The sequence below is a fragment of the Burkholderia sp. IDO3 genome, assembly GCF_003366075.1.
In the GTDB taxonomy this organism is placed as follows: Bacteria; Pseudomonadota; Gammaproteobacteria; order Burkholderiales; family Burkholderiaceae; genus Burkholderia; species Burkholderia anthina.
The window spans coordinates 560,296-586,610 of the sequence record NZ_CP028963.1 but is presented as its reverse complement, the minus strand read 5'-3'; the positions used below and the strand labels follow the sequence as shown (position 1 = coordinate 586,610).

Annotated in this window: 25 protein-coding genes; 10 read left to right on the top strand and 15 right to left on the bottom strand. The window is 66.5% G+C overall.

From position 1 onward, the window contains the following. Positions 1-11: 11 nt before the first annotated feature. The 9 genes from DCN14_RS17260 to mpl all read right to left on the bottom strand — a co-directional run bounded on the left by DCN14_RS17260 (position 12) and on the right by mpl (position 10,551). Positions 12-1,037: a 2-dehydro-3-deoxygalactonokinase gene (locus tag DCN14_RS17260; protein WP_096506258.1), complete on the bottom strand. Its 1,026-nt coding sequence runs from the start codon at positions 1,035-1,037 to the stop codon at positions 12-14. Next, entirely contained in the window at positions 1,034-1,933 is a 900-nt protein-coding gene (locus DCN14_RS17255) for an IclR family transcriptional regulator (protein ID WP_096506256.1), read from the bottom strand. The genes DCN14_RS17260 and DCN14_RS17255 overlap by 4 nt, the downstream gene beginning before the upstream one ends. Before the next feature lie 348 nt (positions 1,934-2,281). After that, complete coding sequence (locus DCN14_RS17245) at positions 2,282-2,683, bottom strand: hypothetical protein (protein WP_096506254.1); 402 nt, start codon at positions 2,681-2,683, stop codon at positions 2,282-2,284. An 84-nt stretch (positions 2,684-2,767) separates the two neighbouring features. Next, positions 2,768-4,378, bottom strand: a complete 1,611-nt coding sequence (locus DCN14_RS17240) for a peptidase S10 (RefSeq protein WP_096506252.1) — start codon at positions 4,376-4,378, stop codon at positions 2,768-2,770. A gap of 434 nt (positions 4,379-4,812) precedes the next feature. Then, entirely contained in the window at positions 4,813-5,550 is a 738-nt protein-coding gene (gene mtgA, locus DCN14_RS17235; protein WP_096506250.1) for a monofunctional biosynthetic peptidoglycan transglycosylase, read from the bottom strand. A gap of 14 nt (positions 5,551-5,564) precedes the next feature. Then, positions 5,565-6,431, bottom strand: coding sequence for a shikimate dehydrogenase (gene aroE / locus DCN14_RS17230; protein ID WP_096506248.1), 867 nt, complete (start codon positions 6,429-6,431; stop codon positions 5,565-5,567). Beyond that, a complete protein-coding gene (locus DCN14_RS17225; protein ID WP_096506246.1) occupies positions 6,428-8,518 on the bottom strand; it encodes an RNB domain-containing ribonuclease in 2,091 nt (696 codons plus the stop codon). Before DCN14_RS17225 ends, aroE begins: the two co-directional genes overlap by 4 nt. A gap of 81 nt (positions 8,519-8,599) precedes the next feature. Further along, positions 8,600-9,169 carry a YqiA/YcfP family alpha/beta fold hydrolase gene (locus DCN14_RS17220; RefSeq protein WP_096506244.1) on the bottom strand — a complete coding sequence of 190 codons (570 nt, stop codon included), beginning with the start codon at positions 9,167-9,169 and terminating at the stop codon, positions 8,600-8,602. Then, positions 9,166-10,551, bottom strand: a complete 1,386-nt coding sequence (gene mpl, locus DCN14_RS17215) for a UDP-N-acetylmuramate:L-alanyl-gamma-D-glutamyl-meso-diaminopimelate ligase (protein ID WP_096506242.1) — start codon at positions 10,549-10,551, stop codon at positions 9,166-9,168. The genes DCN14_RS17220 and mpl overlap by 4 nt, the downstream gene beginning before the upstream one ends. 245 nt (positions 10,552-10,796) lie before the next feature. On the opposite strand from mpl, the gene DCN14_RS17210 reads away from it, so the two are divergent. The 10 genes from DCN14_RS17210 (at position 10,797) to DCN14_RS17165 (ending at position 19,026) form a co-directional block, all read left to right on the top strand. Next, on the top strand, positions 10,797-11,441 hold the full coding sequence (locus tag DCN14_RS17210; RefSeq protein WP_096506395.1) for a UDP-N-acetylmuramate--alanine ligase: 645 nt from the start codon (positions 10,797-10,799) through the stop codon (positions 11,439-11,441). 7 nt (positions 11,442-11,448) lie between these two features. Next, positions 11,449-12,000, top strand: a complete 552-nt coding sequence (locus DCN14_RS17205; RefSeq protein WP_096506240.1) for a TlpA disulfide reductase family protein — start codon at positions 11,449-11,451, stop codon at positions 11,998-12,000. A gap of 194 nt (positions 12,001-12,194) precedes the next feature. Beyond that, complete coding sequence (gene aroQ, locus DCN14_RS17200) at positions 12,195-12,647, top strand: type II 3-dehydroquinate dehydratase (RefSeq protein ID WP_096506238.1); 453 nt, start codon at positions 12,195-12,197, stop codon at positions 12,645-12,647. Between the two features lie 65 nt (positions 12,648-12,712). Continuing rightward, a complete protein-coding gene (gene accB / locus DCN14_RS17195) occupies positions 12,713-13,183 on the top strand; it encodes an acetyl-CoA carboxylase biotin carboxyl carrier protein (RefSeq protein WP_096506236.1) in 471 nt (156 codons plus the stop codon). Positions 13,184-13,267: 84 nt separating this feature from the next. Next, positions 13,268-14,635, top strand: a complete 1,368-nt coding sequence (gene accC / locus DCN14_RS17190; RefSeq protein ID WP_096506234.1) for an acetyl-CoA carboxylase biotin carboxylase subunit — start codon at positions 13,268-13,270, stop codon at positions 14,633-14,635. Between the two features lie 3 nt (positions 14,636-14,638). Further along, the gene (prmA, locus tag DCN14_RS17185; RefSeq protein ID WP_096506232.1) at positions 14,639-15,541 is read left to right on the top strand and encodes a 50S ribosomal protein L11 methyltransferase; all 903 of its coding nucleotides are present in this window, start codon (positions 14,639-14,641) and stop codon (positions 15,539-15,541) included. A 45-nt stretch (positions 15,542-15,586) separates the two neighbouring features. Then, complete coding sequence (locus tag DCN14_RS17180) at positions 15,587-16,924, top strand: DUF3426 domain-containing protein (RefSeq protein ID WP_096506230.1); 1,338 nt, start codon at positions 15,587-15,589, stop codon at positions 16,922-16,924. Positions 16,925-16,996: 72 nt separating this feature from the next. Continuing rightward, positions 16,997-17,500, top strand: coding sequence for a thiol peroxidase (gene tpx, locus DCN14_RS17175; protein ID WP_096506228.1), 504 nt, complete (start codon positions 16,997-16,999; stop codon positions 17,498-17,500). Between the two features lie 94 nt (positions 17,501-17,594). Continuing rightward, positions 17,595-18,533 carry a carbohydrate kinase family protein gene (locus tag DCN14_RS17170; RefSeq protein WP_096506226.1) on the top strand — a complete coding sequence of 313 codons (939 nt, stop codon included), beginning with the start codon at positions 17,595-17,597 and terminating at the stop codon, positions 18,531-18,533. Between the two features lie 19 nt (positions 18,534-18,552). Next, positions 18,553-19,026 carry a glycine zipper 2TM domain-containing protein gene (locus tag DCN14_RS17165; RefSeq protein ID WP_096506224.1) on the top strand — a complete coding sequence of 158 codons (474 nt, stop codon included), beginning with the start codon at positions 18,553-18,555 and terminating at the stop codon, positions 19,024-19,026. A gap of 220 nt (positions 19,027-19,246) precedes the next feature. Here DCN14_RS17165 and DCN14_RS17160 read toward each other — a convergent pair whose 3' ends face one another. The 6 genes from DCN14_RS17160 to DCN14_RS17125 form a co-directional block, all read right to left on the bottom strand. After that, positions 19,247-19,918: a histone H1-like DNA-binding protein gene (locus DCN14_RS17160; RefSeq protein ID WP_096506222.1), complete on the bottom strand. Its 672-nt coding sequence runs from the start codon at positions 19,916-19,918 to the stop codon at positions 19,247-19,249. Positions 19,919-19,946: 28 nt separating this feature from the next. Then, positions 19,947-20,273, bottom strand: a complete 327-nt coding sequence (locus DCN14_RS17155; protein WP_081472821.1) for a hypothetical protein — start codon at positions 20,271-20,273, stop codon at positions 19,947-19,949. An 82-nt stretch (positions 20,274-20,355) separates the two neighbouring features. Continuing rightward, complete coding sequence (locus tag DCN14_RS17150; protein WP_096506220.1) at positions 20,356-21,567, bottom strand: ribonucleotide-diphosphate reductase subunit beta; 1,212 nt, start codon at positions 21,565-21,567, stop codon at positions 20,356-20,358. Positions 21,568-21,931: 364 nt separating this feature from the next. After that, entirely contained in the window at positions 21,932-24,937 is a 3,006-nt protein-coding gene (locus tag DCN14_RS17140; RefSeq protein ID WP_096506216.1) for a ribonucleoside-diphosphate reductase subunit alpha, read from the bottom strand. 462 nt (positions 24,938-25,399) lie between these two features. Then, the gene (ampD, locus tag DCN14_RS17130) at positions 25,400-25,990 is read right to left on the bottom strand and encodes a 1,6-anhydro-N-acetylmuramyl-L-alanine amidase AmpD (RefSeq protein WP_096506212.1); all 591 of its coding nucleotides are present in this window, start codon (positions 25,988-25,990) and stop codon (positions 25,400-25,402) included. Further along, a complete protein-coding gene (locus DCN14_RS17125) occupies positions 25,987-26,304 on the bottom strand; it encodes a PP0621 family protein (RefSeq protein ID WP_096506210.1) in 318 nt (105 codons plus the stop codon). The genes ampD and DCN14_RS17125 overlap by 4 nt, the downstream gene beginning before the upstream one ends. Between the last annotated feature and the right edge of the window lie 11 nt (positions 26,305-26,315).

Below are 26,315 nucleotides of genomic sequence, written 5' to 3'. Positions count from 1 at the left end.
CTTCAGTCAGTTCATTGGTCCGCGCAGACGGGCTCGCCGTCCGCACGCACGAGCCCGGCGCGCGATGCAATGCGCCACAGTCCGCGCTCGGTCGCCTGCGCGACGACGCGCGCATGCATGCAGCCGAACACGCGCAGCGCATCCACGTAGCGCGCACATAAGCCGTCGTCGCCGATCAGCAGCAGCGGCTGGTTCGCGAGCGCGACACCGCGCTCCGCGAGCATCGCGTCGAGCGCGTTCAGTTCATGGCCGATCAGCAGGCCGGACAGATAGTCGCCCTGCGCATCGGGAGCGAGCCGGTCGGTCAGGCCGAGCGTGCGCGTACTGAAGATCGTCGCGAGCAGCCCGGTGCGCTGCGCGCCGCGCGCCACCGTCACGCCGCGCGCGAACGCCGCGCGATCGCCTGATGCGCTCGCGCGCATCGTGCGGCCGAGGATCGTGTGGTCGCGCAACGCGGCGAACAGTTCGCCCGTCATGAAGGTCTGGAAGCGCTCGATGAGTCCGCCCTTCACCCAGGCCCATTTCGCGTGCGTGCCCGGCAAGCCGATCAGTACCCCTGAACGATCGGCATCAAGCATGGGATCGTTCGCGAGTGCGCCGAATATCTGCGTTTCTTCGCCGCGCATCACGTCGGGCAGATCGCCCGTCGCGATCACGCCCGGCACGATCGACACCGTGGTGCCGCGCGACGTCGTCACCGTGACGAGGCCCGCGACGAGCGCGTCGGCGCCGGCCGGCACCTCGACGTACGGCGCCTCGCGCCAGCCCTGCGCGCTGCCGACCATCCCGGCGGCCAGCACCGGCACGCCCGGCGCACGGTCGAGCCAGTCGCCGCACGCCTCCTCGAACACGACGTCGAACGCACGCGCGCCGCCGGCCGGCACGTGCATCACGCCCGCCGCGCGGCTGCGCGTGTCGATGAGCGCGCCGTGCGCGTCGAATAGATACGCGCGCAGCGACGTCGTGCCCCAGTCGAGCGCGATCAGCGACGGTGCGGCGGAACGGGCGTCCGGAACGGTCCGGGTCGAATGGGTCATCGTTTGATCCTGCGGGTACCCTGCGGCGGGCTCCAGCCCAGTTCCGCGGAAATCGCTCGCGCTTCGCGCTGCACGAGCGGAATCAGTTCGTCCATCCGGTCGTGCGGCATGTACGGAATCGTGCTCGCGACCGACACGGCCGCGACGATCGCGCCCGATGCGTCGCGAATCGGCGCGGCCACGCAGCGGATCGACGCCTCGTTTTCCTCGAGGTCGAACGTATAGCCGCCGGCCGCGTAGTGCGCCATGCGCTGCAGGAACCCGCTCGTTTCGGGCCGGTTGTCCGGCTTGAAATTGACGCCGGCCAGCGCGCGCCGTGCGGCCTCGAACAGCGAGCGCCACAGATCCGGATCGAGGTCGAGCATCATCGCCTTGCCGATGCCGGTCGATGCGAGCGGCATCCGGTGGCCGACGCGCGAGCGCATCTCGAGGCCGCGCGTGCCGGGAATCTTGTCGATGTACAGCACGTCGTCGCCGTCGCGCACGCCGAGGTGAATCGTGTCGAGCGTCGCTTCCGCGAGCGCCTCGAGGTGCGGGCGCGCCACCGCCGTGAGCGGCATCTGTTCGAGCGCGATCGTGCCGAGCTCGATCAGCTTCGGGCCGAGCAGGTAGCCGCCCTGCACCTGGCGCAGGTAGCGCGCCTGCACGAGGCTGCTGACGAGCCGGTGCGTCGTGCTGCGCGTCGTGCCGAGCGCGGCGCCGATCGCGCGCATGTCGCGCGCGCCGTTGGCGATCGCCTCGAGGATCGCGAGACCGCGCAGCAGCGTCTGCGTGCCGGCCTGCTGCGCGGCGAGGTCGAGCGGCGTGCTGGTCGCGCCGATGCTGTCCGTGAGCGGCGCATCGTCCGGCGTCGCGCGCCGGGCGTCGAGAGCGAGGGAGTCGGGCATCTTGGTCATGGAACAGGCTTCTTCAACGGAATCGGTGAAGCCGTTGTCGCAATGCCGGAACGACGTCCGGCGACGCGGCAAGGCGGCGGTCGATGCACCGAGGAAAGCGCCCGGCGAACTTCATGGAAGGTGTCTCCGTATACGTCGGGCGCCGCGCGATGCGTGGGTCCGAAGCTGTCGATGTGCTTCGGATTGTAGGAGCGCACGCATTCGCCTCCAATATTTGAATGCGTTGTCCAGATAATGAGATAAACGGCGAAAAGCATGCCGACCGTCGCGAAACGGCCATGTCATGCGCGCGGGGGCGGAACCCGCCGCGTCGCAGGTTCCGCCCCCGTTTGTTCATGCGCGGCGCGCTTACTGCTGGTTCGCGCTGCGCGCCTGCACGTAGCGCTGCACGTCGGAGAACGACACGCGGCCGCTGCCGCTCGCGTCGATCTGCCGGAAGTGGTTCGCGACATAGCCGAGGCCGGCCGCGCGCGCCTGCGCCTGCGTGATCGAACCGGTGTTCTGCGTGTCGGCCGCGCCGAACTGCCGCGCGAGCTTGCGCACCACCTGCGCGTGCAGTGCGGCGCCGGTCGTCTGCGTGCCGGCGGTCGGCTTGCGCGCGGCCGGCGGCACGTACGGATCGCCGAGCTGCGCCTGGCGCGCACGCGCCGGCGCAACGGCGTCGCTCGCCTGCGCGAACGCGGACAGGGATACGGATGCAACGCCGCCGCATGCAAGCGCCGCGGCAACGACGATGAAACGTTTCTTCATGTCAGGCTCCAGTCTGGAATGAGGTCGTCGACGGCCGGCGAACGGCGCCGCCCCGGGCGCGCGTCGCCAGGCCCGCACATCGCATCAGTGCGCGGCCGCGTTGTAGAAGGTCACGAGGTCGGCTTTCTCCTGCGGGCGCGACGTATCGTCGAGATAGACCATGTGTCCACCCTGATAGTCCTTGATCGTCAGGTTCGGTTGCGTTCCGAGCCGCGCGAGGTCGAGCTCGGTCTGGTAGAACGGCGTCGCGATGTCGTGATAGCCGTTCAGCGACAGCACCTTCAGCGACGGATTGAGCGTGAGCGCCGCGGCGAGATCGGGGATCGTGTCGGGCATCGCGAGGCCGTCGTGCGTCCAGTCCCACGTGTTGATCGCATTGCTGCTCAGCGCATACGCGGACTGCGCGCTGTACTTCAGCACGTTCGGCAGATAGGCGCCGATCGTGTCCGTGAACGGCTTCGTGATGTACGTGCTCGACGGGTCGCCTTCCGACGCGAGCGGGCTCGACGACGGCACGTTCACGCGCGCGTCGTAGCGGCCGATCAGCGTGCCCGGGATCAGCGACACCTGGAAGCTGTTGTCGAAGAAGGTCGGGATCACGTTGAAGTCGGCGTTCCACAGCGCCTGCTTCACGCCGGTCGAATTCACCATCGTCGTGACGAGCGTCGGCGACGGCGGCGTGTGGCTCGCGAGATACGCGTTCACCGCCGGCGCGTAGCTGCCGGCCGTCAGCAGGCGCATCTGGTCCGCGTACTGCGGCAGGTTCGACGGGTTCGGATTGTCGAGCTGGTAGTACGCGCCGACGGTGCCGTAGGACGGCACGAAGCCCGCGCAGCTGACCGGACTCGACCCGTTGTTCGAGTTGCCGACATAGTCGCTCGCCATGTCGCAGTTGGCGTTGTAGTTCAGGATCGACGATTGCAGCACGATCCCGGCCAGGTTCACGCCGGCCGTCTCGAGCAGGTTCGCGAGCACGTCGGTGCGCGGCGTGCCGTACGACTCGCCGAACAGGTACTTCGGCGAATCGTTGCGCTGGTTCACCGCGAGATAACGCGTGACGAAGTCGCGGAACGCGCCGCCGTCCTGGTCGACACCCCAGAACGTCTGGTTCGTGTTCGGCGCGACGGCTTCGGAGTACCCGGTGCCGATCGCGTCGACGAACACGAGGTCGGTCGTGTCGAGCAGGCTTTCCGCGTTGTCGACGAACGGGAACGTCGACGTGTTCGCGTTCGGGTCGCCTGTCTGGATCCGTTTCGGGCCGAACGAGCCGAGATGCAGCCACACCGATGCCGAGCCGGGGCCGCCGTTGTACAGGAACGTGACGGGCCGCTTCGCCGCGGGCTGGTTGTCGGCCGTGTACGCGACGTAGAAGAACGATGCTTCGGGCGCGCCCGTCTGCGGATTGCGCGCGACGAGGTGGCCGGCCGTGGCCGTGTAGCGGATCGTCTGGCCGTTCAGCGTGATCGTGTGATGGGTGACGGCGGCCTTTTCGACCGCGGCGGACGCGTCGAGCGACGCGGTCGCACTCGACGAATAACTGTTCGGATCGTTGTACGGCTTGTCCGCCTGGGCGGCGGGATCGGCTGAACTGTCGGCGCCTGTCGCAGCGGACGACGTCACGTCGTCGTTGCAGGCCGTCAGAATCAGCGAAGAGAACACAACCCCCAACAACAGCTTCGCTTTGCTCGCTGGCATCGTTGCTTTCCTTCTCTCGAATGTTTTTTGTGTCGAGCAGCCGGGTAAGCCGCCCCCCGCCTCGATTGCGGCCGATAAGCCGAGGCGCCGGCCAATATACGCGAGCAGGTGGGCTTTGAAAAATTTGGAAATATTTGGCCCGAAGCCAGTGCAGCGCACACCTTTCAACAATGCTTCGATTGGCGAACCATTTAATTTCATCCGCCTTTCAACGCATGCCGCGTTTATCTGGAAGCACTAAAAACTCACGGATTTCGTGCCATATCGGCAAACAAAATCACGCGGCTGCCGGCATCGTTCAGTCAAGCGAAATAGACGGATTCGTCTAATGGATATGGCCCGAAATGCGGGCGACATGAATGCGCTGCAGCGCACCAATGCTGCGCCGGCAGCGAAACGGACGATGCGGCGGCGCGAGCGCGCCGCTCACTGCATCACTGCGATTGCGGGAGTTCGGCCGCGCCCATCCGGCGGGCAATGACGGCCGCGCGTTGCGCCTGGTAGGCCGAGCCGCGATGCGTGTCGAACCAGCGCGGCTTCGGCAGCATCACCGCGAGGCGGGCCGACTGCCATGCGCCGAGCCGGCTTGCGGGAATCTTGTAGTAATAGCGTGCGGCGGCCTCGGCGCCGTACACGCCGCGCCCCCACTCGACCGAGTTCAGATAAATCTCGAAGATCCGCTCCTTGTCGAGCACCGTCTCGAGCATCCACGTGATGATGAGCTCCTGCCCCTTGCGGATGTAGCTCTTCTCGCGCGACAGGAACAGGTTGCGCGCGAGCTGCTGCGTGATCGTCGAACCGCCCGCGACGATCCGGCCGCGCGCCTTGTTCTTCTCCCATGCCTGCAGGATCGCGTCGACGTCGTAGCCGTTGTTGGTCGCGAACGTCGAATCCTCGGAGGCGATCAGCGCGCGCTTCAGGTTGCGCGAGATCTGGTCGTACGGCACCCACTGGTGCCGAATCTGCGCGGGCGGATTCTCGCGCGACAGCCACCATGCGTCGGTGCGCATGAATGCGGTCGAACCGGGATCGATGAACGACCACAACGCGATCTGCGCGAGATAGAACAGTTGCGTCGCGAGCCAGGCGCCCGCGAACACCGAACCCGCATAGACGATCCAGCGGGCCGGGCTCACCGTCCGCGTGCGCTGCGCGTCGCTCACCGCCACCACGTGCCGCGCTCCGCTCAGTTCGCGGCGAGCGCCTGGCGCAGCGCCGCGAGCACCGGCGCGCCGTCCGGCCGCACGCCGCGCCAGATGAAGAACGATTCGGCGGCCTGCTCGACCAGCATCCCGAGGCCGTCGGCCGTGCGTGCGCCGAGCGACGCCGCATGCTGCATGAATACGGTCGGCTGCGCGCCGTACATCATGTCGTACGCGAGCGTGCCCGCGCCGTACGCGGCCGGGTCGCACTCCGGCAGCGCCGCATCGAGGCTGCCGGCCGTCGCGTTGACGATCACGTCGTACCGCTCCGAACGCACCGCCTCCGGGCCGCCGCCCGACAGCACGCAGCCCGCATCGTGCGCGGCCTGCGTGAACTGGCCGACGAGCGTCTCGGCCTTGCTCGCCGTGCGGTTCACGATCGTGATCGACAGCGGCGCGCGGTCGAGCATCGGCAGCACTACGCCGCGCGCGGCACCGCCCGCGCCGAGCAGCAGGATGCGTGCGCCCGCCAGCGATACGCCGAGATTCAGTTCGATGTCGCGCACGAGGCCGACGCCATCGGTGTTGTCGCCGTGGATGCTGCCGTCGGCGTCGATGCGCAGCGTGTTCACCGCGCCCGCTGCCGCCGCGCGCGGCGACAGCGTGTCGGCGAGCGCATGCGCGTCGAGCTTGAACGGCACCGTCACGTTCGCGCCGCGACCGCCTTCGGCGATGAACGCGCGCACGGCGGGCTCGAAGCCGTCGACCGGCGCGAGCCGGTGTTCGTAGACGATCGCCTCGCCGGTCTGCGCGGCGAACTGCGTGTGGATGAACGGCGACTTGCTGTGCGCCACCGGATTGCCGAACACGACATAACGGTCGGCGCCCCCCGTCGATACGGCCGCGCTCATGATGCTCGCCCCTCTTCGCTGCCGTTACCGTTGCCGCTCGCGGCATCGCCGCCTTCGGCCGTCGCGCCGTCCGCCTCGGCCAGCGCTTCGGCTTCGGTTTCGGCCGACGCGTCCGCCGCGTCGACCAGCGTGTCATCGCCGCCTTCGGCCTCTTCGTCGTCGTCGGCCGCGTCACCGCTCGTCACGGTCGGCGCGTCGAGCACGTTCAGCAGTCGCACCGATGCCTCGATCGTCAGCTCGTCGAGCGACATCACGTCGAGCAGCACGCGGGTGCCGCGCGCATGTACGCCGAGCCCCGGCACGTGCAGCAGCAGCGGGATTTCCTCGAGACGCACGAGATCGCCCTTCACGACGCTCGCGACGACCTGCTTCTTCTGCTCCTGCGCGAGCCAGCGCAGGCACCAGAAGTACTCCATCCGGCGCTGGTAATCGGCATACGCGGTATAGGTGTCGTCGAAGCCCTGCACGACCGCGTACAGGTCGGCGTCCTTCGGCTTGAACGGCGCGGCGAGCTTCGCCGTGACGCCGTGCTGCACGCACGCGAGCAGTTGCCACTGGTTCACGAGGTCGACATAGCGGCGCAGCGGCGACGTGCTCCACGCGTACTGCGCGACGCCGAGGCCTTCGTGCGGCGCGGCCGTCGTCTGCATCCGCGTGCGCTTCGGGCCCGGCGCGCCGAAGCCGCGCTGCGAGCGGTAGATGCCCGGCACCGTGTGATCGTGCAGGAACGCGCCCCACGTCGAGTTCGCGAGGATCGCGAGCTCCGACACGATCAGGTCGAGCGGCGAGCCGCGGCGACGCGGCGTGATCGACACGTGCTCGCCTTCGACGTAGAAGTTGTAGTCGGTGTTGCGCTGCACTTCGCGCTTCAGGCCGTAGCCCGCGCGCGCAACCTGGCGCTTCTCGAACAGCGCCTGCGCGAGCGGCCACAGCACGGCGATGTCGTCCTTGTGCGGGTAGTCGCCGGTGCCGGCCGCGAGCGTCTCTTCGTTGACGAGTTCGTCGAGCGTGTTGTGACGCAGGTTGTTCTTCACGTACACGAGTTCGGCACGCGTCTCGTTCGCGACGATGTCCTGCGTGTCGCGATTGACGATGATGTACAGCGACAGCGCCGGGCGGTAGTCGCCCTCTTTCAGCGTGAACACGTCGACGACGTCGTCCGGCAGCATCGTGATCTTGTCGCCCGGCATGTAGACGGTCGACAGGCGCGCACGCGCGATCGCATCGACCGCGTCGCCGCGCACGATGCCGAGCGCCGGCGCCGCGATGTGCACGCCGATCCGCACGCGACCGTCGGACAGGTGCTCGACCGAGAACGCATCGTCGATTTCGGTCGTCGTGATGTCGTCGATCGAGAATGCCTGGACGTCCGCTCGCGGCAGGTCGTCCGGCAGCGCCCCGACCGTGACGGCCGGGAAGCCCGTGCCGTGCGGGAAAAATTCCGCGAGGAAACGCGCTTCATGCAGCGCGCGCGGCGACTCGATGCCGCCGCAGTCGAGCATCAGACGCGCCGGCGATACGCCGCGCGCACCGGCCGCGGCCTCGAGCGCCTTGTATTCGATCGCGTTCTTGTCCGGCCGCGTCAGCAGCCCGAGCACCTTGCCCGCGAACGCTTCCGGCAGCTTGCCGGCCTTCAGTTCCTCTTCATACTGCGCCTGGACGAGCGCCTGCTGGCGCTTGCGCTCGAGCGATGCGAGCGCCATCTTGAGCTGCTCTTCCGGCGCGCGCTGGTACTGCCCGCGCCCCTTGCGGCGGAAATAGACGGGCGAGCCGTGCAGGCGCAACACGAGCGCCGCGCGCTCGACCGGGCCGTAGGCCGCACCGAAGTACTCCGCGGCCAGCGCCGTATAGGCGAACTCCTCGGCCGGCGCGCATTCCCACAGGAAATCCAGATCGATCTGCTGCGCGGCCGTATCGGCTTCCTGCATCAGTTCGCCCGCGGCCGGCTTCTCGAATTCGATCAGCACGTCCTTTGCGCGTACCTTCGCCCGCCGCCCGCCGGGCAACTCGACCTGAAATGCGTCGCCCTGGCGCGACAGCACGCTGCCCGCCTTGAAACTGCCCGATTCCTCGAAGAAAACGTTCACTCAGTACTCTCGTTCAGACTGCCGGGCGCCGCATCGGCGGCGCCGCATGATGATGGGAATTCGATCGGCATGACGCCGGGTTCATGACGTTCTGTCGTCGCAAAAAGCGAGAACGTCGTCGACATAGTCGGCAAATTCGCTGATTCCGTGATCGCTGCCTTCGATCACGCGCGTCTTCGCGCCCGGGTAATGGGCGAGCATCTCGCGGTAGTCGAGCACTTCGTCGCCGGTCGCCGCGAACAGATAGTAGCGTTCGGGCCGCGAAATCGCCGGCACGCGCAGCGCATCGAGCTCGTCCAGGTGCCGGCGCTCGACGACGATCGACCCGCCGCCGTGCCACAGCGGCTGTTCGCCCAGATAGTGTTCGAGATCGCGCTGCGGCACGATCGCCGGATTCAGCAGCACCGCCTTCCAGCCGTGCTTTTCCGCCAGCCAGGTCGCGTAGTAGCCGCCGAGCGAGCTGCCGATCACCGTCACGTCGCGCGCACCGGCCACCTCGGCCTCCGCGACGGCGATCGCGTCGAGCGGCGACACCGACAGCGACGGGCAGCGCCACTCGCTCGTGCGGCCGAGTTCGGCCATGTGCGCGGCGAGCAGCCGCGACTTCTGCGACTCCGGTGACGAGCGGAACCCGTGCAGATACAGGATCACGCACGGCTCCCGAGCGCGTCGAGCAGCTTCTGGTGCACGCCGCCGAAACCGCCGTTGCTCATCACGAGCACGTGGTCGCCCGGACGCGCGGCCTCGACGACCGACTTCACCAGCAGATGCAGATCGTCGAACGCGCGCGCCTTGTCGCCGAGCGGCGCGAGCGCATCGCCGAGGTTCCAGCCGAGCGCATCGCGCCCGGTCGGCGCGCCGTAGCCGAACACCAGATCGGCGTCGGCGAGGCTCGCCGGCAGTTGCGCCTTCATCACGCCGAGCTTCATCGTGTTCGAGCGCGGCTCGAGCACGGCGAGGATGCGGGAATTCTGGCGGCCGATTCGTGCGCGAAGGCCGGCGATCGTGGTTTCGATCGCGGTCGGATGGTGCGCGAAGTCGTCGTAGACGGTCACGCCGTCGACGCTGCCGCGCACTTCCATGCGCCGCTTCACGTTGCGGAACGACGCGAGGGATTCGGCCGCCTGCGCGGGCGGCACGCCGACGTGGCGCGCGGCCGCGAGCGCCGCGAGCGCGTTCATCCGGTTGTGATCGCCTTGCACCTGCCACGCGACTTCGCCGACGCGCTCGGCGTGGCGATACACCGCGAAGCGCTCGTCGACCGGCACGCCGTCCTCGGCCGGCAACGCCTGCCAGCCGCCGTCGACGCCGAAGCGCTCGACTTCGCTCCAGCAGCCGCGCGCGAGCACGCGCTCGAGCGCATCCGAGCGGCCGTTCGTGACGATGCGGCCGACGCCCGGCACGGTGCGCACGAGATGATGGAATTGCGTTTCGATCGCGGCGAGATCCGGGAAGATGTCGGCGTGATCGAATTCGAGATTGTTGAGCACCGCGGTGCGCGGCCGGTAATGGACGAACTTCGAGCGCTTGTCGAAGAACGCCGTGTCGTATTCGTCGGCCTCGATCACGAAGAAGCTCGAATCGGTCAGCCGCGCCGACACGCCGAAATTCAGCGGCACGCCGCCGATCAGGAAACCCGGGTTCAGGCCCGCATCCTCCAGCAGCCATGCGAGCATCGACGACGTGGTCGTCTTGCCGTGCGTGCCCGCGACCGCCAGCACCCACTTGCCCGCCAGCACGTGCTCGCCAAGCCATTGCGGGCCGGATACGTACGGCAGGCCGCGATCGAGGATCGCCTCCATCAGCGGATTGCCGCGCGTGACGACGTTGCCGATCACGAACAGGTCGGGCTTCAGGTCGATCTGCTCGGCGCCGTAGCCCTCGATCAGCTTGATGCCCTGCGCCTCGAGCTGCGTGCTCATCGGCGGATAGACGCCCGCGTCGCAACCCGTCACCGTGTGGCCCGCCTCGCGCGCGAGCACGGCAAGACCGCCCATGAAGGTGCCGCAGATGCCAAGAATGTGGATGTGCATAGATGAATGCTTTCGCGCCGCCGGGCGCCGTCGATTCGGAAAGGAAGGTCAGCGGCGCACCGGACAGGCCGTGCGGCCGACGTCCGGTCAACGACTTTCGCCGCGACACAAAGACCGTCATTGTAACTGACGGCCTGCCGTGCCCGGCGGCCCGAACGATGGATGCGGGTGCCGGCCGGCGCGGCGGGCGGCGCGCGGCCGCAGCGCGTTCGGGCATGGCAGCGATCGAGTATGATTGCCGGATCATGTCTCGCAAACCCCTTGTCGACCCGCGGCGCGCCCGCGAGGAAATCGCCCAGTCCGCCGCCCGCCTGATCGCGGAAGACGGCCTCGATTACGCCAGCGCAAAACGCAAGGCCGCGCGCCAGCTATTCGGCGACACGCGCGTTGCCGGCGAATGGCTGCCGGATAACGATCTGATCGAGGAAGAACTGCGCGAGTACCTCGCCCTGTTCCAGAGCGACACGCAACCGGACGAGCTGCGCCGGCTGCGCGAAATCGCGCTGGACTGGATGCGCCGGCTCGCGGAGTTCAATCCTTATGTAACGGGCGCGGTGCTGAACGGCACCGCGAACGCGCATTCGGACATCCATTTGCAGATATTCACCGACAACCCGAAGGACGTCGCGATCTACCTGCTGAACCAGAACGTTCAGTACGACGTGTCCGAGACGCGGCATTTCGCCGGTCGCGCCGACGTCGAGACGCTCAGCTTCCTGTGGCGCCCGCGGCGCGACGTGGACGCGATCGGCATCCACGTCGCGCTCTACGCGAGCGACGACCTGCGCGGCGCGGTCAAGGCCGACGCGCGTGGCCGGGTCGCCCGCGCGGACGCTGCCGCATTGCGCGCGCTCGTCGAGGCAGGCAACGCCCCTTCCGAACCGGAATGATTCAACGATGATGATGAAACGCATGTTGGCGCTCGCGGTCGTCGCGGCCGCCGCCGTCGCCGGCGGGATCGCCGCCGGCCATTGGTTCCACGGCGACAGCGCCGACGACGCCGTCGCCGTCGCCGCGCCCGCGCAGGGCAGCCCGGTCGATCAGCTCTGGGCCGCGTCGCTCACGGGCGTCGACGGCAAGCCCGCGTCGCTCGCGTCGTTCAAGGGCCAGAAAGTGGTCGTCAACTTCTGGGCATCGTGGTGCGGCCCGTGCGTCGAGGAGATGCCGGAGCTTGTCGCGCTGTCGCATCAATACAAGCAGAAAGGCATCCGCTTCATCGGGATCGGCGTCGATTCCGACCAGAACGTGAAGAACTTCCTGCAGAAAGTGAAGGTCGACTACCCGGTTTTCGTCAGCGGTTACGCGGGCGCCGATCTGGCCCGCAATTTCGGAAATACCGCCGGCGCGCTGCCGTTTACGGTCGTCATCGACGAAACCGGCAAGATTCGCGAGACAAAATTGGGACAAATCCAGCCGGCCGAGCTGAAAAAGACCCTCGACGCGTTGTGATCGACCGGAACGGCCGTCCGGACGTTGGCGGCGATTTGTGCGTCGATCGCCGCAATTTCACGTCAATTCGCCGATACTTTGCATCCGCACCGGTAATTCTTGCAGGCCCGGCACGCCCGGCCGTTCGGCAAAACTAGACAAAATTCTCTAAATAGCGCTAAAGTTCGCGCAATTCCGCAGAAATAGAAGCGACCATGACACGATTGCTGGTGCTGCACGGCCCCAACCTGAACCTTCTCGGCACCCGGGAACCGGAGGTGTACGGCCACGTCACGCTGGCGCAGATCGATCAGGCGCTTGCCGCGCGCGCCCAGGAAGCGGGTGCCGAGCTGTCGTCGTTCCAGAGCAACCATGAAGGCGCGCTCGTCGACCGCATCCAGGCCGCACGGCAGGAACAAACCGACTTCATCCTGATCAATCCGGCCGCGTATACGCACACGAGCGTCGCGATCCGGGACGCGATCGCCGGCGTTGGCATCCCGTTCGTCGAGATTCACCTGTCGAACGTGCACCGCCGCGAAGCGTTCAGGCATCACTCCTACTTTTCCGACCAGGCCGAAGGCGTGATCTGCGGGCTGGGCTGGAAAGGTTATCTGTACGCGCTCGAGTACGCGCTGGACAAGCTGCAAGGCGCGTCGCGCGGCTGATTTCGCGATCTAGATTCAGCGCCGGTCCCGCCCGGCGCTTTCACGTATTGAAAGGGGAATTCCCGATGGATCTTCGTAAGCTGAAAACTCTGATCGACCTCGTTTCCGAATCCGGCATCTCGGAACTGGAAGTGACGGAGGGCGAAGGCAAGGTGCGTATCGTCAAGAATGCGCCGCCGGTCTATGTCCAGCAGACGGCCGGATTTGCCCCGCAGGTCAGCGCACCGGCCCCTTCGGCCGCACTGCCGACCGAAGGCGCGGCTGCTGCGCCGGCAGGCGCTGCCGCGCCCGCCGTGCCGCAAGGCCACATCGTGACGTCGCCGATGGTCGGCACGTTCTACCGCGCACCGTCGCCGGGCGCGGATCCGTTCACCCAGGTCGGTGACACGGTCAAGGAAGGCCAGACCATCTGCATCATCGAAGCGATGAAGCTGCTCAACGAGATCGAGTCGGACAAGGCCGGCGTGATCAAGGAAATCCTCGTCGAGAACGGCCAGGCCGTCGAATACGGCCAGCCGCTTTTCGTGATCGGCTAAGCCCGCCGCGCGGCCTGCCGGCCGCGCGCCGCCGATGCTCGCCAGGCGCCGTTCGCGCGCCCCTCGAAGAGACGAATACTCGCTATGTTTGAAAAAATCCTCATTGCCAACCGCGGTGAAATCGCGCTGCGCATCCAGCGCGCGTGCCGCGAGCTCGGCGTCAAGACGGTGGTCGTCTACTCGGAAGCCGACAAGGAAGCCAAGTACGTGCGCCTCGCGGACGAAGCCGTCTGTATCGGCCCGGCTCCGTCGAACCTGAGCTACCTGAACATGCCGGCGCTGATCAGCGCCGCGGAAGTCACCGATGCCGAGGCGATCCACCCCGGCTACGGCTTCCTGTCGGAGAACGCCGACTTCGCGGAACGCGTCGAGCAGTCGGGCTTCACGTTCATCGGCCCGCGCCCGGAAACGATCCGCATGATGGGCGACAAGGTCACCGCGAAGCAGACCATGATCAAGACCGGCGTGCCGTGCGTGCCGGGCTCGGAAGGCGCGTTGCCGGACGATCCGAAGGAGATCGTGAAGATTGCGCGCACGATCGGCTATCCGGTGATCATCAAGGCAGCCGGCGGCGGCGGCGGCCGCGGGATGCGTGTCGTGCACACCGAGGCTGCGCTCGTGAACGCGGTCAACATGACCCGCGAGGAAGCCGGCCGTGCGTTCGGCAACCCGCAGGTGTACATGGAGAAGTTTCTCGAGAACCCGCGCCACATCGAAATCCAGGTGCTGTCCGACGCGCACAAGAACGCGATCTGGCTCGGCGAGCGCGACTGCTCGATGCAGCGCCGCCACCAGAAGGTGATCGAGGAAGCGCCGGCACCCGGCATTCCGCGCCGCCTGATCGACCGCATCGGCGACCGCTGCGCGGACGCATGCAAGAAGATGGGCTATCTCGGCGCGGGCACGTTCGAATTCCTGTACGAGAACAACGAGTTCTACTTCATCGAGATGAACACGCGCGTGCAGGTCGAGCACCCGGTGTCGGAGATGATCACGGGCGTCGACATCGTGCAGGAACAGATCCGCATCGCGGCCGGCGAGAAGCTCGCGCTGCGCCAGCGCGACATCCAGTTCCGCGGCCATGCGATCGAATGCCGGATCAACGCCGAAGATCCGTTCAAGTTCACGCCGTCGCCGGGCCGGATCACGTCGTGGCATACGCCGGGCGGCCCCGGCGTGCGCGTCGACTCGCATGCCTACAATGGCTATTTCGTGCCGCCGAACTATGATTCGATGATCGGCAAGCTGATCACCTACGGCGCAACGCGCGACCAGGCGATCCGCCGGATGCGCATCGCGCTGTCGGAAATGGTCGTCGAAGGCATCCAGACCAACATCCCGCTGCACCGCGAGCTGATGATCGACTCGAAGTTCGTCGAAGGCGGCACCAGCATCCACTACCTCGAACACCGGCTCGCCCAGAAGCAGCAGGCCGCACCGGAAGAAGCGTAAAGCATGAGCTATCGCGAACTCGTCGTCGAACTGGCCCGTGAGCATGCGGAGGCGCTGTCCGACGCGCTGCTCGAACTGGGCGCGCTGTCGGTTTCCGTCGAGGACGCCGACGCCGACACGCCCGACGAACAGCCGCTCTTCGGCGAGCCGGGCCTCGTGCCGGATCGTACCGCGTGGCAGCACTCGCGCGTGATCGCGCTGCTGTCGCCCGATCAAGAGCCGGCCGTGCTGCTCGCGGCGGCCGCGAACGAAATCGGCGTCGCCGAGACGCCGAAGTTCGACGTTCGTGAAGTCGAGGAGCAGGACTGGGTACGGCTCACGCAGTCGCAATTCGAGCCGATCCCGATCGGCGAGCGGATCTGGGTCGTACCGTCCTGGCACGACGCGCCCGATCCCGACGCGCTGATCCTAGAACTCGACCCCGGTCTCGCCTTCGGCACCGGTAGCCACCCGACCACGCGCCTGTGCATGGAATGGCTCGAGCAATCGGTGAAGCCCGGCCAGTCGGTGCTCGACTACGGCTGCGGCTCGGGCATTCTCGCGATCCTCGCGCAGAAATGCGGGGCGAACCCCGTCGTCGGCATCGACATCGATCCGCAGGCCGTCGAATCGGCCCGGCAGAACAGCGAACGCAACCGTGCGGAAGTCACGTACGGGCTGCCCGACGCATGCCCGGCCGGCGAGTTCGACATCGTCGTCGCGAACATCCTGTCGAACCCGCTGAAGCTGATGGCGTCGATGCTCGCGTCGAAGGTGAAACCGGGCGGCCGCATCGCGCTGTCGGGCGTGCTTGCCCGCCAGGCGGACGAAGTCGCGGCCGTCTATGCGCGCTACGTCGACATCTCGGTCTGGCGCGAACACGAAGGTTGGGTATGCCTCGCCGGAACCCGGCGGGAAAGCCATTAGAATAGCGCTGTCCCTCACTCTGGCCAGCAGGCCGCCCGGCTCGACATGCTTCTTGCGACGCGCTGCCCTCATTGCGAAACCGTCTTCCGGCTGCAGCAGGAACAGCTCTCGCTGCATGACGGGCTCGTGCGCTGCGGGCACTGCCAGCAGGTCTTCAACGCGTCGCAATCGCTCGTTCCCGAACTGGCGCAGCAGCCCGAGCCGGCGCTGACCGAAGCGGCACCGGCCGAGCCGGCTGCCGCCGGCACGCAACACGACACCGCGCCGGCGCGCCTCTTCACCGCCGCTGCGCCCGCCAAACCGGCGCCCGCCGATGCCGACTACAAGCCGGAAGGCTGGGACATGTGGGCGCCGTGGCTCGACGCCGGCGTCGCCCCGTCTTTGCAGCACAACGTGCAGACCGTGCGCACCGAACCGCTGGTGCCGCTGGCGCTGCCGGCCACGGAGGCCGGCGTCGTTCACCTGACCGGCACGCCCGCGCCGATCTCGCCCGCCCCTGCCGAACCGCACGCTTTCACGTCCACCGCTCAACCGGCCGAACCGGAGCCGACTCCGTACGAAACCGGTGAGTCGTCCGTACCGTCGGCCGGGCACGACCCGCGCGAACCGCGCTTCGTCGCCCACACTCCGTCGGATGCCGATGCACAGGTTGCCGCCGATGCGGCCGAACCCGTCGGCAACGCACACTTCGCCGCGCCCGACGACGAACGCGCGCCGCGCGAACCGCGCTTCGCATTCACGCCGGTGCGAGCGGCGCCGGAACCGGGCATCCACTCGGACGAACCCGCCGCCGCGCCGGCCGCGACCGCCGACGAACCCGCCGTACCGTTCCCCGCCACGCTGACCGACGACGACCGCCCGCACTTCGCCGTCACGCGCGAGACACCCGCACCGCGGCAACGCGGGGTGATCGGCGGCTTCTTCGGCGGCCTGGTCGCCGCCGCGCTCGCGGTGCTGCTCGTCGCACAGCTCGCATGGTGGCAGCGTGAGGCGCTGATGATCCATTGGCCCGTCACGCAGGACTGGTTCCGGCAGGCGTGCGCGCCGCTCGGCTGCACGGTCGCGCCGCCGCGCGCGATCAACGGCCTGCGGCTCGACGCGACCGACCTGCGCCAGCTCGACGGCCCGCGCGTGCTGGAACTGAAGGTGCCGCTGACGAACCGCTACCGCGTCGCGCTCGCGTACCCGTCGCTCGAGCTCACGCTGCTCGACGATACCAATCACGTGACCGTGCGCCGCGTGCTCGCGCCGCGCGACTACGTGCGCCCGGGCACGCCGATCGACGCCGGGTTGCCGGCCGGCACGACGCAGACGATGGTCGTGCGTCTCGAAACGAACGGCACGCCCGCATCGAATTTCCGCGTCCAGATCTTCTATCCGTGACGCACCGCGGCGCGCGCATGCGCGCCGTCTCAACCCGCGCGCCCGAGGGGCGCGCTAATTCGGAGCACGAACATGAGCAAAGTTACGCTGGGTGGCAACCCGATCGATCTCGCCGGCACGTTCCCGGCCGTCGGCTCGCAAGCCCCCGACTTCAAGCTGGTCGGCAAGGACCTCGCCGACGTGTCGCTCGCCAGCTTCGCCGGCAAGCGCAAGGTGCTGAACATCGTGCCGAGCCTCGACACGCCGACCTGCGCGACGTCGACCCGCAAGTTCAACGAAGCCGCATCGTCGCTCGACAACACGGTCGTGATCGTCGTGTCGGGCGACCTGCCGTTCGCCGCCACGCGCTTCTGCACGACCGAAGGCCTGTCGAACGTCGTGACGGCTTCGACGTTCCGCGCCGGCCGCGCATTCGCGAACGCCTACGGCGTCGACGTGACGAGCGGCCCGCTGAACGGCCTGACCGCACGCGCGGTCGTCGTGCTCGACGCGCAGGACAAGGTGATCCACGCGCAACTCGTCAGCGAGATCAAGGACGAGCCGAACTACGACGCAGCACTCGCCGCACTGAAGTAATCCGCTGCCGCCCGGCCCTGCCGCGCGAGGCCCGACGGGCCCTTCGCACCGGCCGGGCGGCCGCCTCCCTTTGCTCTCTACAGGAACGCACGCCTTGACTACGCTGATTTGCGGCTCGCTCGCCTACGACAACATCATGACCTTCGAAGGCCGGTTTCGCGAGCACATCCTGCCCGACCAGGTTCACCTTCTCAACGTGAGCTTCCTCGTGCCGACGATGCGTCGCGAATTCGGCGGTTGCGCGGGGAACATCGCTTACGCACTGCACATGCTCGGCGGCGATGCGCGCATCATGGCAACGGTCGGCGCGAACGACGCGGACCGCTATCTCGAGCGTCTCGATGCCCTCGGGCTGTCGAAGGCGAGCGTGCGCGTGGTGCCCGAAACGCACACCGCGCAGGCGATGATCACGACCGACCTCGACAACAACCAGATCACCGCATTCCACCCGGGCGCGATGATGCAGTCGCATCTGAACCGCGCGGACGAAGTGTCGGGCGTGAAGCTCGGCATCGTCGCCCCGGACGGCTTCGACGGGATGGTCCAGCACGCCGAACAATTCGCGAAGGCCGGCGTCCCGTTCATCTTCGATCCGGGCCAGGGCCTGCCGCTGTTCGACGGTGCGACGCTGCGCCGCATCATTGAACTCGCGACCTTCGTCGCGGTCAACGACTACGAAGGCAAGCTCGTCAGCGACAAGACGGGCTGGTCCGAACAGGAAATCGCCAGCCGGGTTCAGGCGCTGATCATCACGCGCGGCGAACACGGCTCGACCATTCTTCACAAAAACGGCGAAGAACAGATTCCGGTCGTGCAAGCCGGGCGCGTCGTCGATCCGACCGGCTGCGGCGACGCCTTCCGGGGCGGCCTGCTGTACGGCATCGAGAATGGCCTCGACTGGGCAACCACGGGCCGCCTCGCGAGCCTCATGGGCTCGATCAAGATCGCCCACCAAGGGCCCCAGACTTACGCACTGACGCGCGCCGAAATCGATGCGCGCTTCGAGGCTGCCTTCGGTTACAGTCTCAAATGAATATTGTGGGAGAGCACAGATGTTGACGAAAAAAACCCTCACGCTCGCGGCCATGCTGACGGCCACGCTGACGCTGGCCGGCTGCTTCACGCCGCCGGGTTCGGCGGACGTCTATAGCGTCGGCCAGGCACAGCGCGAACAGACGGTCCGCATGGGCACGGTCGAAAGCGTCCGTGCGGTGCGCATCCAGTCCGACGGCGGCGGCAGCGCGATCGGCACGCTCGGCGGCGGTGCGCTCGGCGCAGTCGCGGGCAGCGCGATCGGCGGCGGCAAGGGGTCGATCCTGACGGCGATCGCGGGCGGTCTCGTCGGCGCGGTCGCAGGCAACGCGGTCGGCGAAAACCTCAGCACGGCGAACGGTGTCGAAATCACCGTGCGTCTCGACAATGGCGACCTGCGCTCGATCACGCAGGCGACGAGCGGCGAAATGTTCCGCGCGGGCGACCGTGTGCGGCTGCTGTCGAGCGGCGGCGTCACGCGCGTCACGCACTAACGAGCATCCTCAGCACGCGGCGCAAGCCGCGGTCGAACGCATGTGCGAAGCTGCACATGCGTTTTTTTTCGTCCGCGCTCGGCCGTGCCGGCCGGCACATGAACGCAGAATACGGACGAAAAAAATCCCGCCATCCAAACGAGATGGCGGGACCGATTGAGTAGCGCTACTCAACCCGCGGACACCACGTGAGTGTCCGGGTGGTACTGGTCAGTCGCGATTACGGGCGGCTGCCGGTCGGGAACGGCCATGCCGCTGCCGGGTTGAGCGCGGTCTTCGCGCCCGATGCCGGCGCGACCGATGCGGTCGACGCGGTGGTTGCCGGTGCAGCCTTCTTCACGACGGCCTTCTTCGGAGCAGCAGCCTTCTTCGCCGGTGCGGCAGCCTTGGGCGCGGCAGCCTTCGGTGCAGCAGCAGCCTTCTTCGCAGGGGCAGCCTTCTTGGCGGGCGCGGCCTTCTTCGCAGCAGCCTTCTTCGCAGGCGCGGCCTTCTTGGCAGCGGCCTTCTTCGCCGGTGCGGCCTTCTTGGCTGCAGCCTTCTTCGCCGGTGCGGCCTTCTTCGCAGCGGCCTTCTTCGCCGGTGCGACCTTCTTGGCTGCAACCTTCTTCACTGCGGCCTTCTTCGCCGGTGCTGCCTTCTTGGCTGCAACCTTCTTCACCGCGACTTTCTTAGCTGCGACCTTCTTGGCTGCAACCTTCTTCGCAGCAACCTTCTTCACTGCGGCCTTCTTCGCCGGTGCTGCCTTCTTGGCTGCAACCTTCTTCACCGCGACCTTCTTCGCCGCAACCTTCTTCACTGCAGCGGCCTTCTTCGCCGGAGCTGCAGCCTTCTTCGCAACGGTCTTCTTGGCAGCAACCTTCTTAGCAGCCGGTTTCTTCTTGGCAGTAGCCATGTTGTTCTCCTTCAGGTTCAGATGAGAGTCAGTTCAAACTACACCCTTCGTCAAAACCCGCTTCCCGCGGACGCTGTTCAGGACGTGCGCTTCGAAGCGGGCTATTCATCGGCGTACGCGGATACCGCGCGCTTACGCTAATGAATACGGTATGGCGCGCGTGACCCCATGGCCTCGCGCGCCAAATCAAGTCGGTAGCCGGCGCACCTCGCGCCGCCACCCCTAATCGCTTGATCAAGCGGACCGCCACACGGCCGTCCGCTTTTTCCGGAGGGAAGTTTGCCCATCCCACTGAAGGGTTCGCAAAGTGCCGATCATGTCGTTGGGCCGTTAAGGCACCGGGCATGCTTTGCATCAGGCGTTCTTGCTCCTAAACCTTGGGCCGGGGCCGAGAGGCCGCCGGCTGCTCCATCATGTGACGGGTTCGCTGCTGCGGGTTATTCCCAGGACAGCGCGCCGCCCGTCTGATACTCGATCACTCGCGTCTCGAAGAAGTTGCGTTCCTTCTTCAGGTCGATCATTTCGCTCATCCACGGGAACGGGTTTTCCTCGTTCGGGTACAGCGGATCGAGGCCGATCTGCTGGCAACGGCGGTTGCTGATGAAGCGCAGATAGCTCTTGAACATCGACGCGTTCAGACCCAGCACGCCGCGCGGCATCGTGTCCTCGGCGTAGCGGTATTCGAGTTCGACAGCCTGCTTGAACAGCTCGCGAATCTCCGCGCGGAATTCCGCGGTCCAGAGATGCGGGTTCTCGAGCTTGATCTGGTTGATCAGGTCGATGCCGAAATTGCAGTGCATCGACTCGTCGCGCAGGATGTACTGATATTGCTCTGCAGCACCCGTCATCTTGTTCTGGCGGCCGAGCGCGAGGATCTGCGTGAAGCCGACATAGAAGAACAGGCCTTCCATGATGCAGGCGAACACGATCAACGACTTCAGCAGCTTCTGATCCGCTTCGAGCGTGCCGGTCTTGAAGGCCGGGTCCGTCAGCGTATGAATGAACGGGATCAGGAATTCGTCCTTCGCGCGGATCGACGTGACCTCGTGGTACGCGTTGAAGATCTCGCCTTCGTCGAGACCGAGCGATTCGACAATGTATTGGTACGCGTGCGTGTGGATCGCCTCTTCGAACGCCTGGCGCAGCAGAAACTGCCGGCACTCGGGCGCCGTGATGTGGCGGTACGTGCCGAGCACGATGTTGTTCGCCGCGAGCGAATCGGCCGTCACGAAGAAGCCGAGGTTACGCTTGACGATGCGGCGCTCGTCCTCGGTCAGACCGTTCGGGTCTTTCCACAGTGCGATGTCGCGGGACATGTTGATTTCCTGCGGCATCCAGTGGTTCGCGCAACCCGCCAGATACTTTTCCCACGCCCATTTGTACTTGAACGGCACCAGCTGATTGACGTCAGTCTGGCCGTTGATGATGCGCTTGTCGGCGACATTGACCCGCGCTTCGGAACCGCCAGCGGGAACGGCCGATGCTTGCGGCGGCACCGCAAGATCGCCTTCGAAAATGTCACGGACCTGATGGGCGGCAGGCGTTGCAGCCTGCATTCCGACAGCCATCCCGGCGGAGGTGCGCAACGCGTTTTGCTGCGCTCCGCTCGCGGGGGTTACGGCAGTCTTCTCGTCATCCCAGTTGAGCATAAATTCTCACCATCAATTTAGAACGGTTTGTACCATCTTTTCCTGAGCGATAAAAGGGTTCGCTCACGAAAAATCCTTTTTTCGATTCGCGTTGCGACCTCGATACAACACTTTGAGCAACGCATCGTCGTTCATGCAGCGCGCGACGTGTGTCGCGCATGGTTCGCGAGGTGCGCTCGACACATCGAACGCTGATCGAAACGCGACGCTGTCGGGGATGTTTCGATCGCTTGCCTGTAACTGCAACGCAGGTGTCGCGTTACAGATTCCTTATCATTTTTTTAGTTGAGAGCGGCGCACACTTCAACCTCGATCGGTTGTCGTGCGCGCCGCTCGAACCTACTTCAGGTCAACGCGCGCCGCGTTACTGGCAAGCTTCGCACTCGTCGAAGCCCGGATCGCCCGGACGCATCGTGCACACCGGACCGTCCGCTTCGACCGGCGCGAGCGCCGGTGCCGCATTGACCGCACCCGACGATGCATCGCCGCCTGCCGCACCGAAGCCGCCTGCTGCGCCTTGCGCGCCGCCGCTGCTCGAACCGCCGCTGCCCGCACCGCCCGTCGGCACCGCGTTCAGCGCGCCGTGTGCGACCGTCGACTTCTCGACGTGCGTCGCCGCCATCGTGCGGAGGTAGTAGGTCGTCTTCAGACCGCGCAGCCATGCGAGCTTGTAGGTCTCGTCGAGCTTCTTGCCCGACGCGCCGCCCATGTAGATGTTCAGCGACTGCGCCTGGTCGATCCACTTCTGGCGACGCGATGCCGCTTCGACCAGCCACGTCGGATCGACTTCGAACGCGGTCGCGTAGATCGCACGCAGGTCGGCCGGAATGCGGTCGATGCGCGACAGCATGCCGTCGAAGTACTTCAGGTCGGCGACCATCACTTCGTCCCACAGGCCGCGTTCCTTCAGGTCGCGAACGAGGTACTCGTTCACCACCGTGAACTCGCCCGACAGGTTCGACTTCACGTACAGGTTCTGGAAGGTCGGCTCGATGCATGCCGACACGCCGATGATGTTCGAGATCGTCGCCGTCGGCGCGATCGCGACGCAGTTCGAGTTGCGCATGCCGTACGAGGCGATCCGCGAACGCAGCGTCGTCCAGTCGAGCGACTCGGACGTGTCGACCTCGACGTAGCCGCCGCGCGCTTCCGTCAGCAGCTTCAGCGTGTCCTGCGGGAGGATGCCGCGATCCCACAGCGAGCCGCGGTAGCTCGAGTAGCGGCCGCGCTCCTCGGCCAGCTCGGTCGACGCGTAGTACGCGTAGTAGCAGACCGCTTCCATCGAACGGTCGGCGAACTCGACCGCCGCGTCCGACGCGTACGGCGTGCGCAGCAGGTGCAGGCAGTCCTGGAAGCCCATGATGCCCATGCCGACCGGGCGGTGCTTCAGGTTCGAGTTACGCGCCTTCGGCACCGCGTAGTAGTTGATGTCGATCACGTTGTCGAGCATGCGCATCGCGACGCTGATCGTGCGCTTCAGCTTGTCGTGGTCGAGCGCGTAGCTGCCGTCGGCCTGCTTCACCAGGTGGGCGACGAGGTTCACGGAACCGAGGTTGCACACCGCGATTTCGGTGTCGCTCGTGTTCAGCGTGATTTCCGTGCACAGGTTCGACGAGTGGACGACGCCGACGTGCTGCTGCGGCGAGCGGATGTTGCACGGATCCTTGAACGTGATCCACGGGTGGCCCGTTTCGAACAGCATGCCGAGCATCTTGCGCCAGAGCTGCTGCGCCGGGATCTTCTTGAACAGCTTGATCTCGCCGCGCGCGACCTTGTCTTCGTAAGCCGTGTAAGCCGCCTCGAACGCCGTGCCGAACTTGTCGTGCAGATCCGGGCAGGTCGACGGCGAGAACAGCGTCCAGTCCGTGCCTTCCATCACGCGCTTCATGAACAGGTCGGGAATCCAGTTCGCCGTGTTCATGTCGTGCGTGCGGCGGCGATCGTCGCCGGTGTTCTTGCGCAGCTCGAGGAACTCCTCGATGTCCAGGTGCCACGATTCGAGGTACGCGCACACCGCGCCCTTGCGCTTGCCGCCCTGGTTGACCGCGACGGCCGTGTCGTTGACGACTTTCAGGAACGGCACCACGCCTTGCGACTTGCCGTTCGTGCCCTTGATATGCGAGCCGAGTGCGCGCACGCGCGTCCAGTCGTTGCCGAGACCGCCGGCGAACTTCGACAGCAGCGCGTTTTCCTTCAGCGCTTCATAGATGCCGTCGAGATCGTCCGCGACCGTCGTCAGGTAGCACGACGACAGCTGCGAGCGGTGCGTGCCCGAGTTGAACAGCGTCGGCGTCGAGCTCATGAAGTCGAAGCTCGACAGCACGTTGTAGAACTCGATCGCGCGCGTTTCGCGGTCGATCTCGTTCAGCGACAGGCCCATCGCGACGCGCATGAAGAATGCCTGCGGCATTTCGATGCGGGTGCCGTCGACGTGCAGGAAGTAGCGGTCGTACAGCGTTTGCAGGCCGAGGTAGCCGAACTGCAGGTCGCGGTTCGCGTCGAGCGCTTCGCCCAGACGCTTCAGGTCGAACTGCAGCAGCTTGTCGTCGAGCAGGCCGGCGTCGACGCCGCGCTTCAGGAACTGCGGGAAGTATTCCGCGTAGCGGGCCGACATCTCGGCCTGCACGACTTCCTCGCCGAGGATCTCGCGACGGATCGTGTGCAGCAGGATGCGGGCCGTGACCTGGCTGTACGCCGGATCCTTTTCGATCATCGTGCGCGCAGCGAGGATCGCCGAGTCGTAGACCTGGCTCATCGGCACGCCGTCGTACAGGTTCTTCACCGTCTCCGCGACGATCGGGTCAGGGTTAACCGCAGCGCCGAGACCGTCGCATGCCGACACGATCAGCGCGCGCAGTGCGTTCAGGTCGAGCGGGCGCGTGACGCCGTTGTCGACGACGTTGATGCCGGTGCTCGACTCGCCGCCGACTGCCGCTGCTTCCTCGCCCGCATGCTGGCGCTCGAGGTGACGCTTCTCGCGATACAGCACGTACGCACGCGCGACGTTGTGCTCGCCGCCGCGCATCAGCGCGAGTTCGACCTGATCCTGGATGTCTTCGATATGGAACGTACCGCCGTTCGGACGGCTGCGCACGAGCGCGCGCACGACGTTGTGCGTCAGCTGCTCGACGAGTTCGCGCACGCGCGCCGACGCCGCGCCCTGCCCGCCATTGACGGCCAGGAAAGCCTTGGTCACCGCGATCGCGATCTTCGAAGGCTCGAACGACACCACGCTGCCGTTGCGGCGGATCACCTTGTAGTCGGCGAACGTGGCTTGCGGCGCGAGGCCCTGCGCGCCCTGTTCGGTCCCGCCGAGCGGACGGCTCGAGGCGCTCTCGTACTGGGACGTCGCGTTGTCGGTGGTTTGCATATGCAAAGCTCCTGGTGTTGGATGGTGCGGAGAGAACCGCGGATTAAAACGAACGCTGCGCTATGCGGTGCGCAAGCGGTAAGAGGCGAGCGATACGTCGGGGAAACCGGTGCGGCCGATGCGCGACAACCGATCCGGTCGTGTGCTTCGTCATGTATACCCTGCCCCGTCGAAGTTCGCTGCGCTTGATCGCGACGCCCGGACCGCCCGGCCTGATGCGCCGCCTGAGAACCCTGCCCGCCGGCGTTGCCCGCCGGCCGGTGCCGCTCGGATTTCCCCGGCGACACACACTATATCTAGTACAGAACTACTCAACCGGCACCAAGTATAGTGGACATTCGGAAGAGGTCAAAACAGAGAATTTGCGCGAAAGGTATTGACATCACCCCTGCCCCCCGGACGGGCAGACGTGACAAGGCATTGGTCGGAAAATTTTTTTTTGCCGGCTCAAAAACCCTGCGCTCAGTGCTGACGGAAAGGAAAGTATTCGGCGGAAAAGCCGGCATCGTCCGCGAAGCGTTGCCAATCGAAGTGCGGACCCGGGTCGGTCTTGCGGCCCGGCGCGATGTCGGAATGCCCGGCCACCGCGTCGACCGGGTAGCGCGCCGCAAGCGTGCGTGCGAGCACGCCGAGTGTCGCGTACTGCGCCGCGTCGAACGGCACGTCGTCCGCGCCTTCGAGCTCGATGCCGATCGAGAAATCGTTACAGCGCGGCCGGCCGAAGAACGCCGACGCGCCCGCATGCCACGCGCGCTCGTCGCACGACACGAACTGCACGAGTTCGCCGTCGCGGCGGATCAGGAAGTGCGCGGACACGCGCACGCCGCGCAGGTGACGCTGGTAATAGGGGTGCGCATCGCAATCGAGGCGATTCAGGAACAGCGCCTCGATCGCGTCGCCGCCGAACTCGCCGGGCGGCAGGCTGATGTTGTGCACGACGATGAGCGTCGGCACCGCGCCCGCGGGCCGCGCCTCGAAATTCGGCGACGGCGCATGGCGCGCTTCGCGCACCCAGCCGTTCGCGTCGACCGACAGCAGCGGTGCGTCGCTCATCGGGCGTCGGGGCCGCTCGCGTGCGTGCGATGGCGCTGCGCGTGCTCGGTGCTGCAGAAATACTCGCCGTCCGACACGACGGCTTCGCCCTTCGGCGCATGCACGCCGCATTCGGCGCAGCGCACCATCGGTTCGGGCAGCGAGCGCGCATCGCCGTTCGGGCGTGCCGCACCGGCGCCGTCGTGACCGGGCGCGCCGTCGTAGCCGGCGCCGCGGCCGGTGCGCGCCTGCGCGTGCTCCTGGGCCTGGCGCAGCTTGCGCGCGATCCACGAACCCGCGAAGAAGAGAAGAATCAGGAGAAGAATCTGTCGCATCGGAAACCTGC

Excerpts from the sequence above, each read along its gene's own strand:
- DCN14_RS17260 (WP_096506258.1), bottom strand. The coding sequence starts at position 1,037 with ATGACCCATTCGACCCGGACCGTTCCGGACGCCCGTTCCGCCGCACCG.
- DCN14_RS17255 (WP_096506256.1), bottom strand. The coding sequence starts at position 1,933 with ATGACCAAGATGCCCGACTCCCTCGCTCTCGACGCCCGGCGCGCGACG.
- DCN14_RS17245 (WP_096506254.1), bottom strand. The coding sequence starts at position 2,683 with ATGAAGAAACGTTTCATCGTCGTTGCCGCGGCGCTTGCATGCGGCGGC.
- DCN14_RS17240 (WP_096506252.1), bottom strand. The coding sequence starts at position 4,378 with ATGCCAGCGAGCAAAGCGAAGCTGTTGTTGGGGGTTGTGTTCTCTTCG.
- aroE (WP_096506248.1), bottom strand. The coding sequence starts at position 6,431 with ATGAGCGCGGCCGTATCGACGGGGGGCGCCGACCGTTATGTCGTGTTC.
- mpl (WP_096506242.1), bottom strand. The coding sequence starts at position 10,551 with ATGCACATCCACATTCTTGGCATCTGCGGCACCTTCATGGGCGGTCTT.
- DCN14_RS17210 (WP_096506395.1), top strand. The coding sequence starts at position 10,797 with ATGTCTCGCAAACCCCTTGTCGACCCGCGGCGCGCCCGCGAGGAAATC.
- DCN14_RS17205 (WP_096506240.1), top strand. The coding sequence starts at position 11,449 with ATGATGATGAAACGCATGTTGGCGCTCGCGGTCGTCGCGGCCGCCGCC.
- aroQ (WP_096506238.1), top strand. The coding sequence starts at position 12,195 with ATGACACGATTGCTGGTGCTGCACGGCCCCAACCTGAACCTTCTCGGC.
- accB (WP_096506236.1), top strand. The coding sequence starts at position 12,713 with ATGGATCTTCGTAAGCTGAAAACTCTGATCGACCTCGTTTCCGAATCC.
- accC (WP_096506234.1), top strand. The coding sequence starts at position 13,268 with ATGTTTGAAAAAATCCTCATTGCCAACCGCGGTGAAATCGCGCTGCGC.
- prmA (WP_096506232.1), top strand. The coding sequence starts at position 14,639 with ATGAGCTATCGCGAACTCGTCGTCGAACTGGCCCGTGAGCATGCGGAG.
- DCN14_RS17180 (WP_096506230.1), top strand. The coding sequence starts at position 15,587 with ATGCTTCTTGCGACGCGCTGCCCTCATTGCGAAACCGTCTTCCGGCTG.
- tpx (WP_096506228.1), top strand. The coding sequence starts at position 16,997 with ATGAGCAAAGTTACGCTGGGTGGCAACCCGATCGATCTCGCCGGCACG.
- DCN14_RS17165 (WP_096506224.1), top strand. The coding sequence starts at position 18,553 with ATGTTGACGAAAAAAACCCTCACGCTCGCGGCCATGCTGACGGCCACG.
- DCN14_RS17160 (WP_096506222.1), bottom strand. The coding sequence starts at position 19,918 with ATGGCTACTGCCAAGAAGAAACCGGCTGCTAAGAAGGTTGCTGCCAAG.
- DCN14_RS17155 (WP_081472821.1), bottom strand. The coding sequence starts at position 20,273 with ATGCAAAGCATGCCCGGTGCCTTAACGGCCCAACGACATGATCGGCAC.
- DCN14_RS17150 (WP_096506220.1), bottom strand. The coding sequence starts at position 21,567 with ATGCTCAACTGGGATGACGAGAAGACTGCCGTAACCCCCGCGAGCGGA.
- DCN14_RS17140 (WP_096506216.1), bottom strand. The coding sequence starts at position 24,937 with ATGCAAACCACCGACAACGCGACGTCCCAGTACGAGAGCGCCTCGAGC.
- ampD (WP_096506212.1), bottom strand. The coding sequence starts at position 25,990 with ATGAGCGACGCACCGCTGCTGTCGGTCGACGCGAACGGCTGGGTGCGC.
- DCN14_RS17125 (WP_096506210.1), bottom strand. The coding sequence starts at position 26,304 with ATGCGACAGATTCTTCTCCTGATTCTTCTCTTCTTCGCGGGTTCGTGG.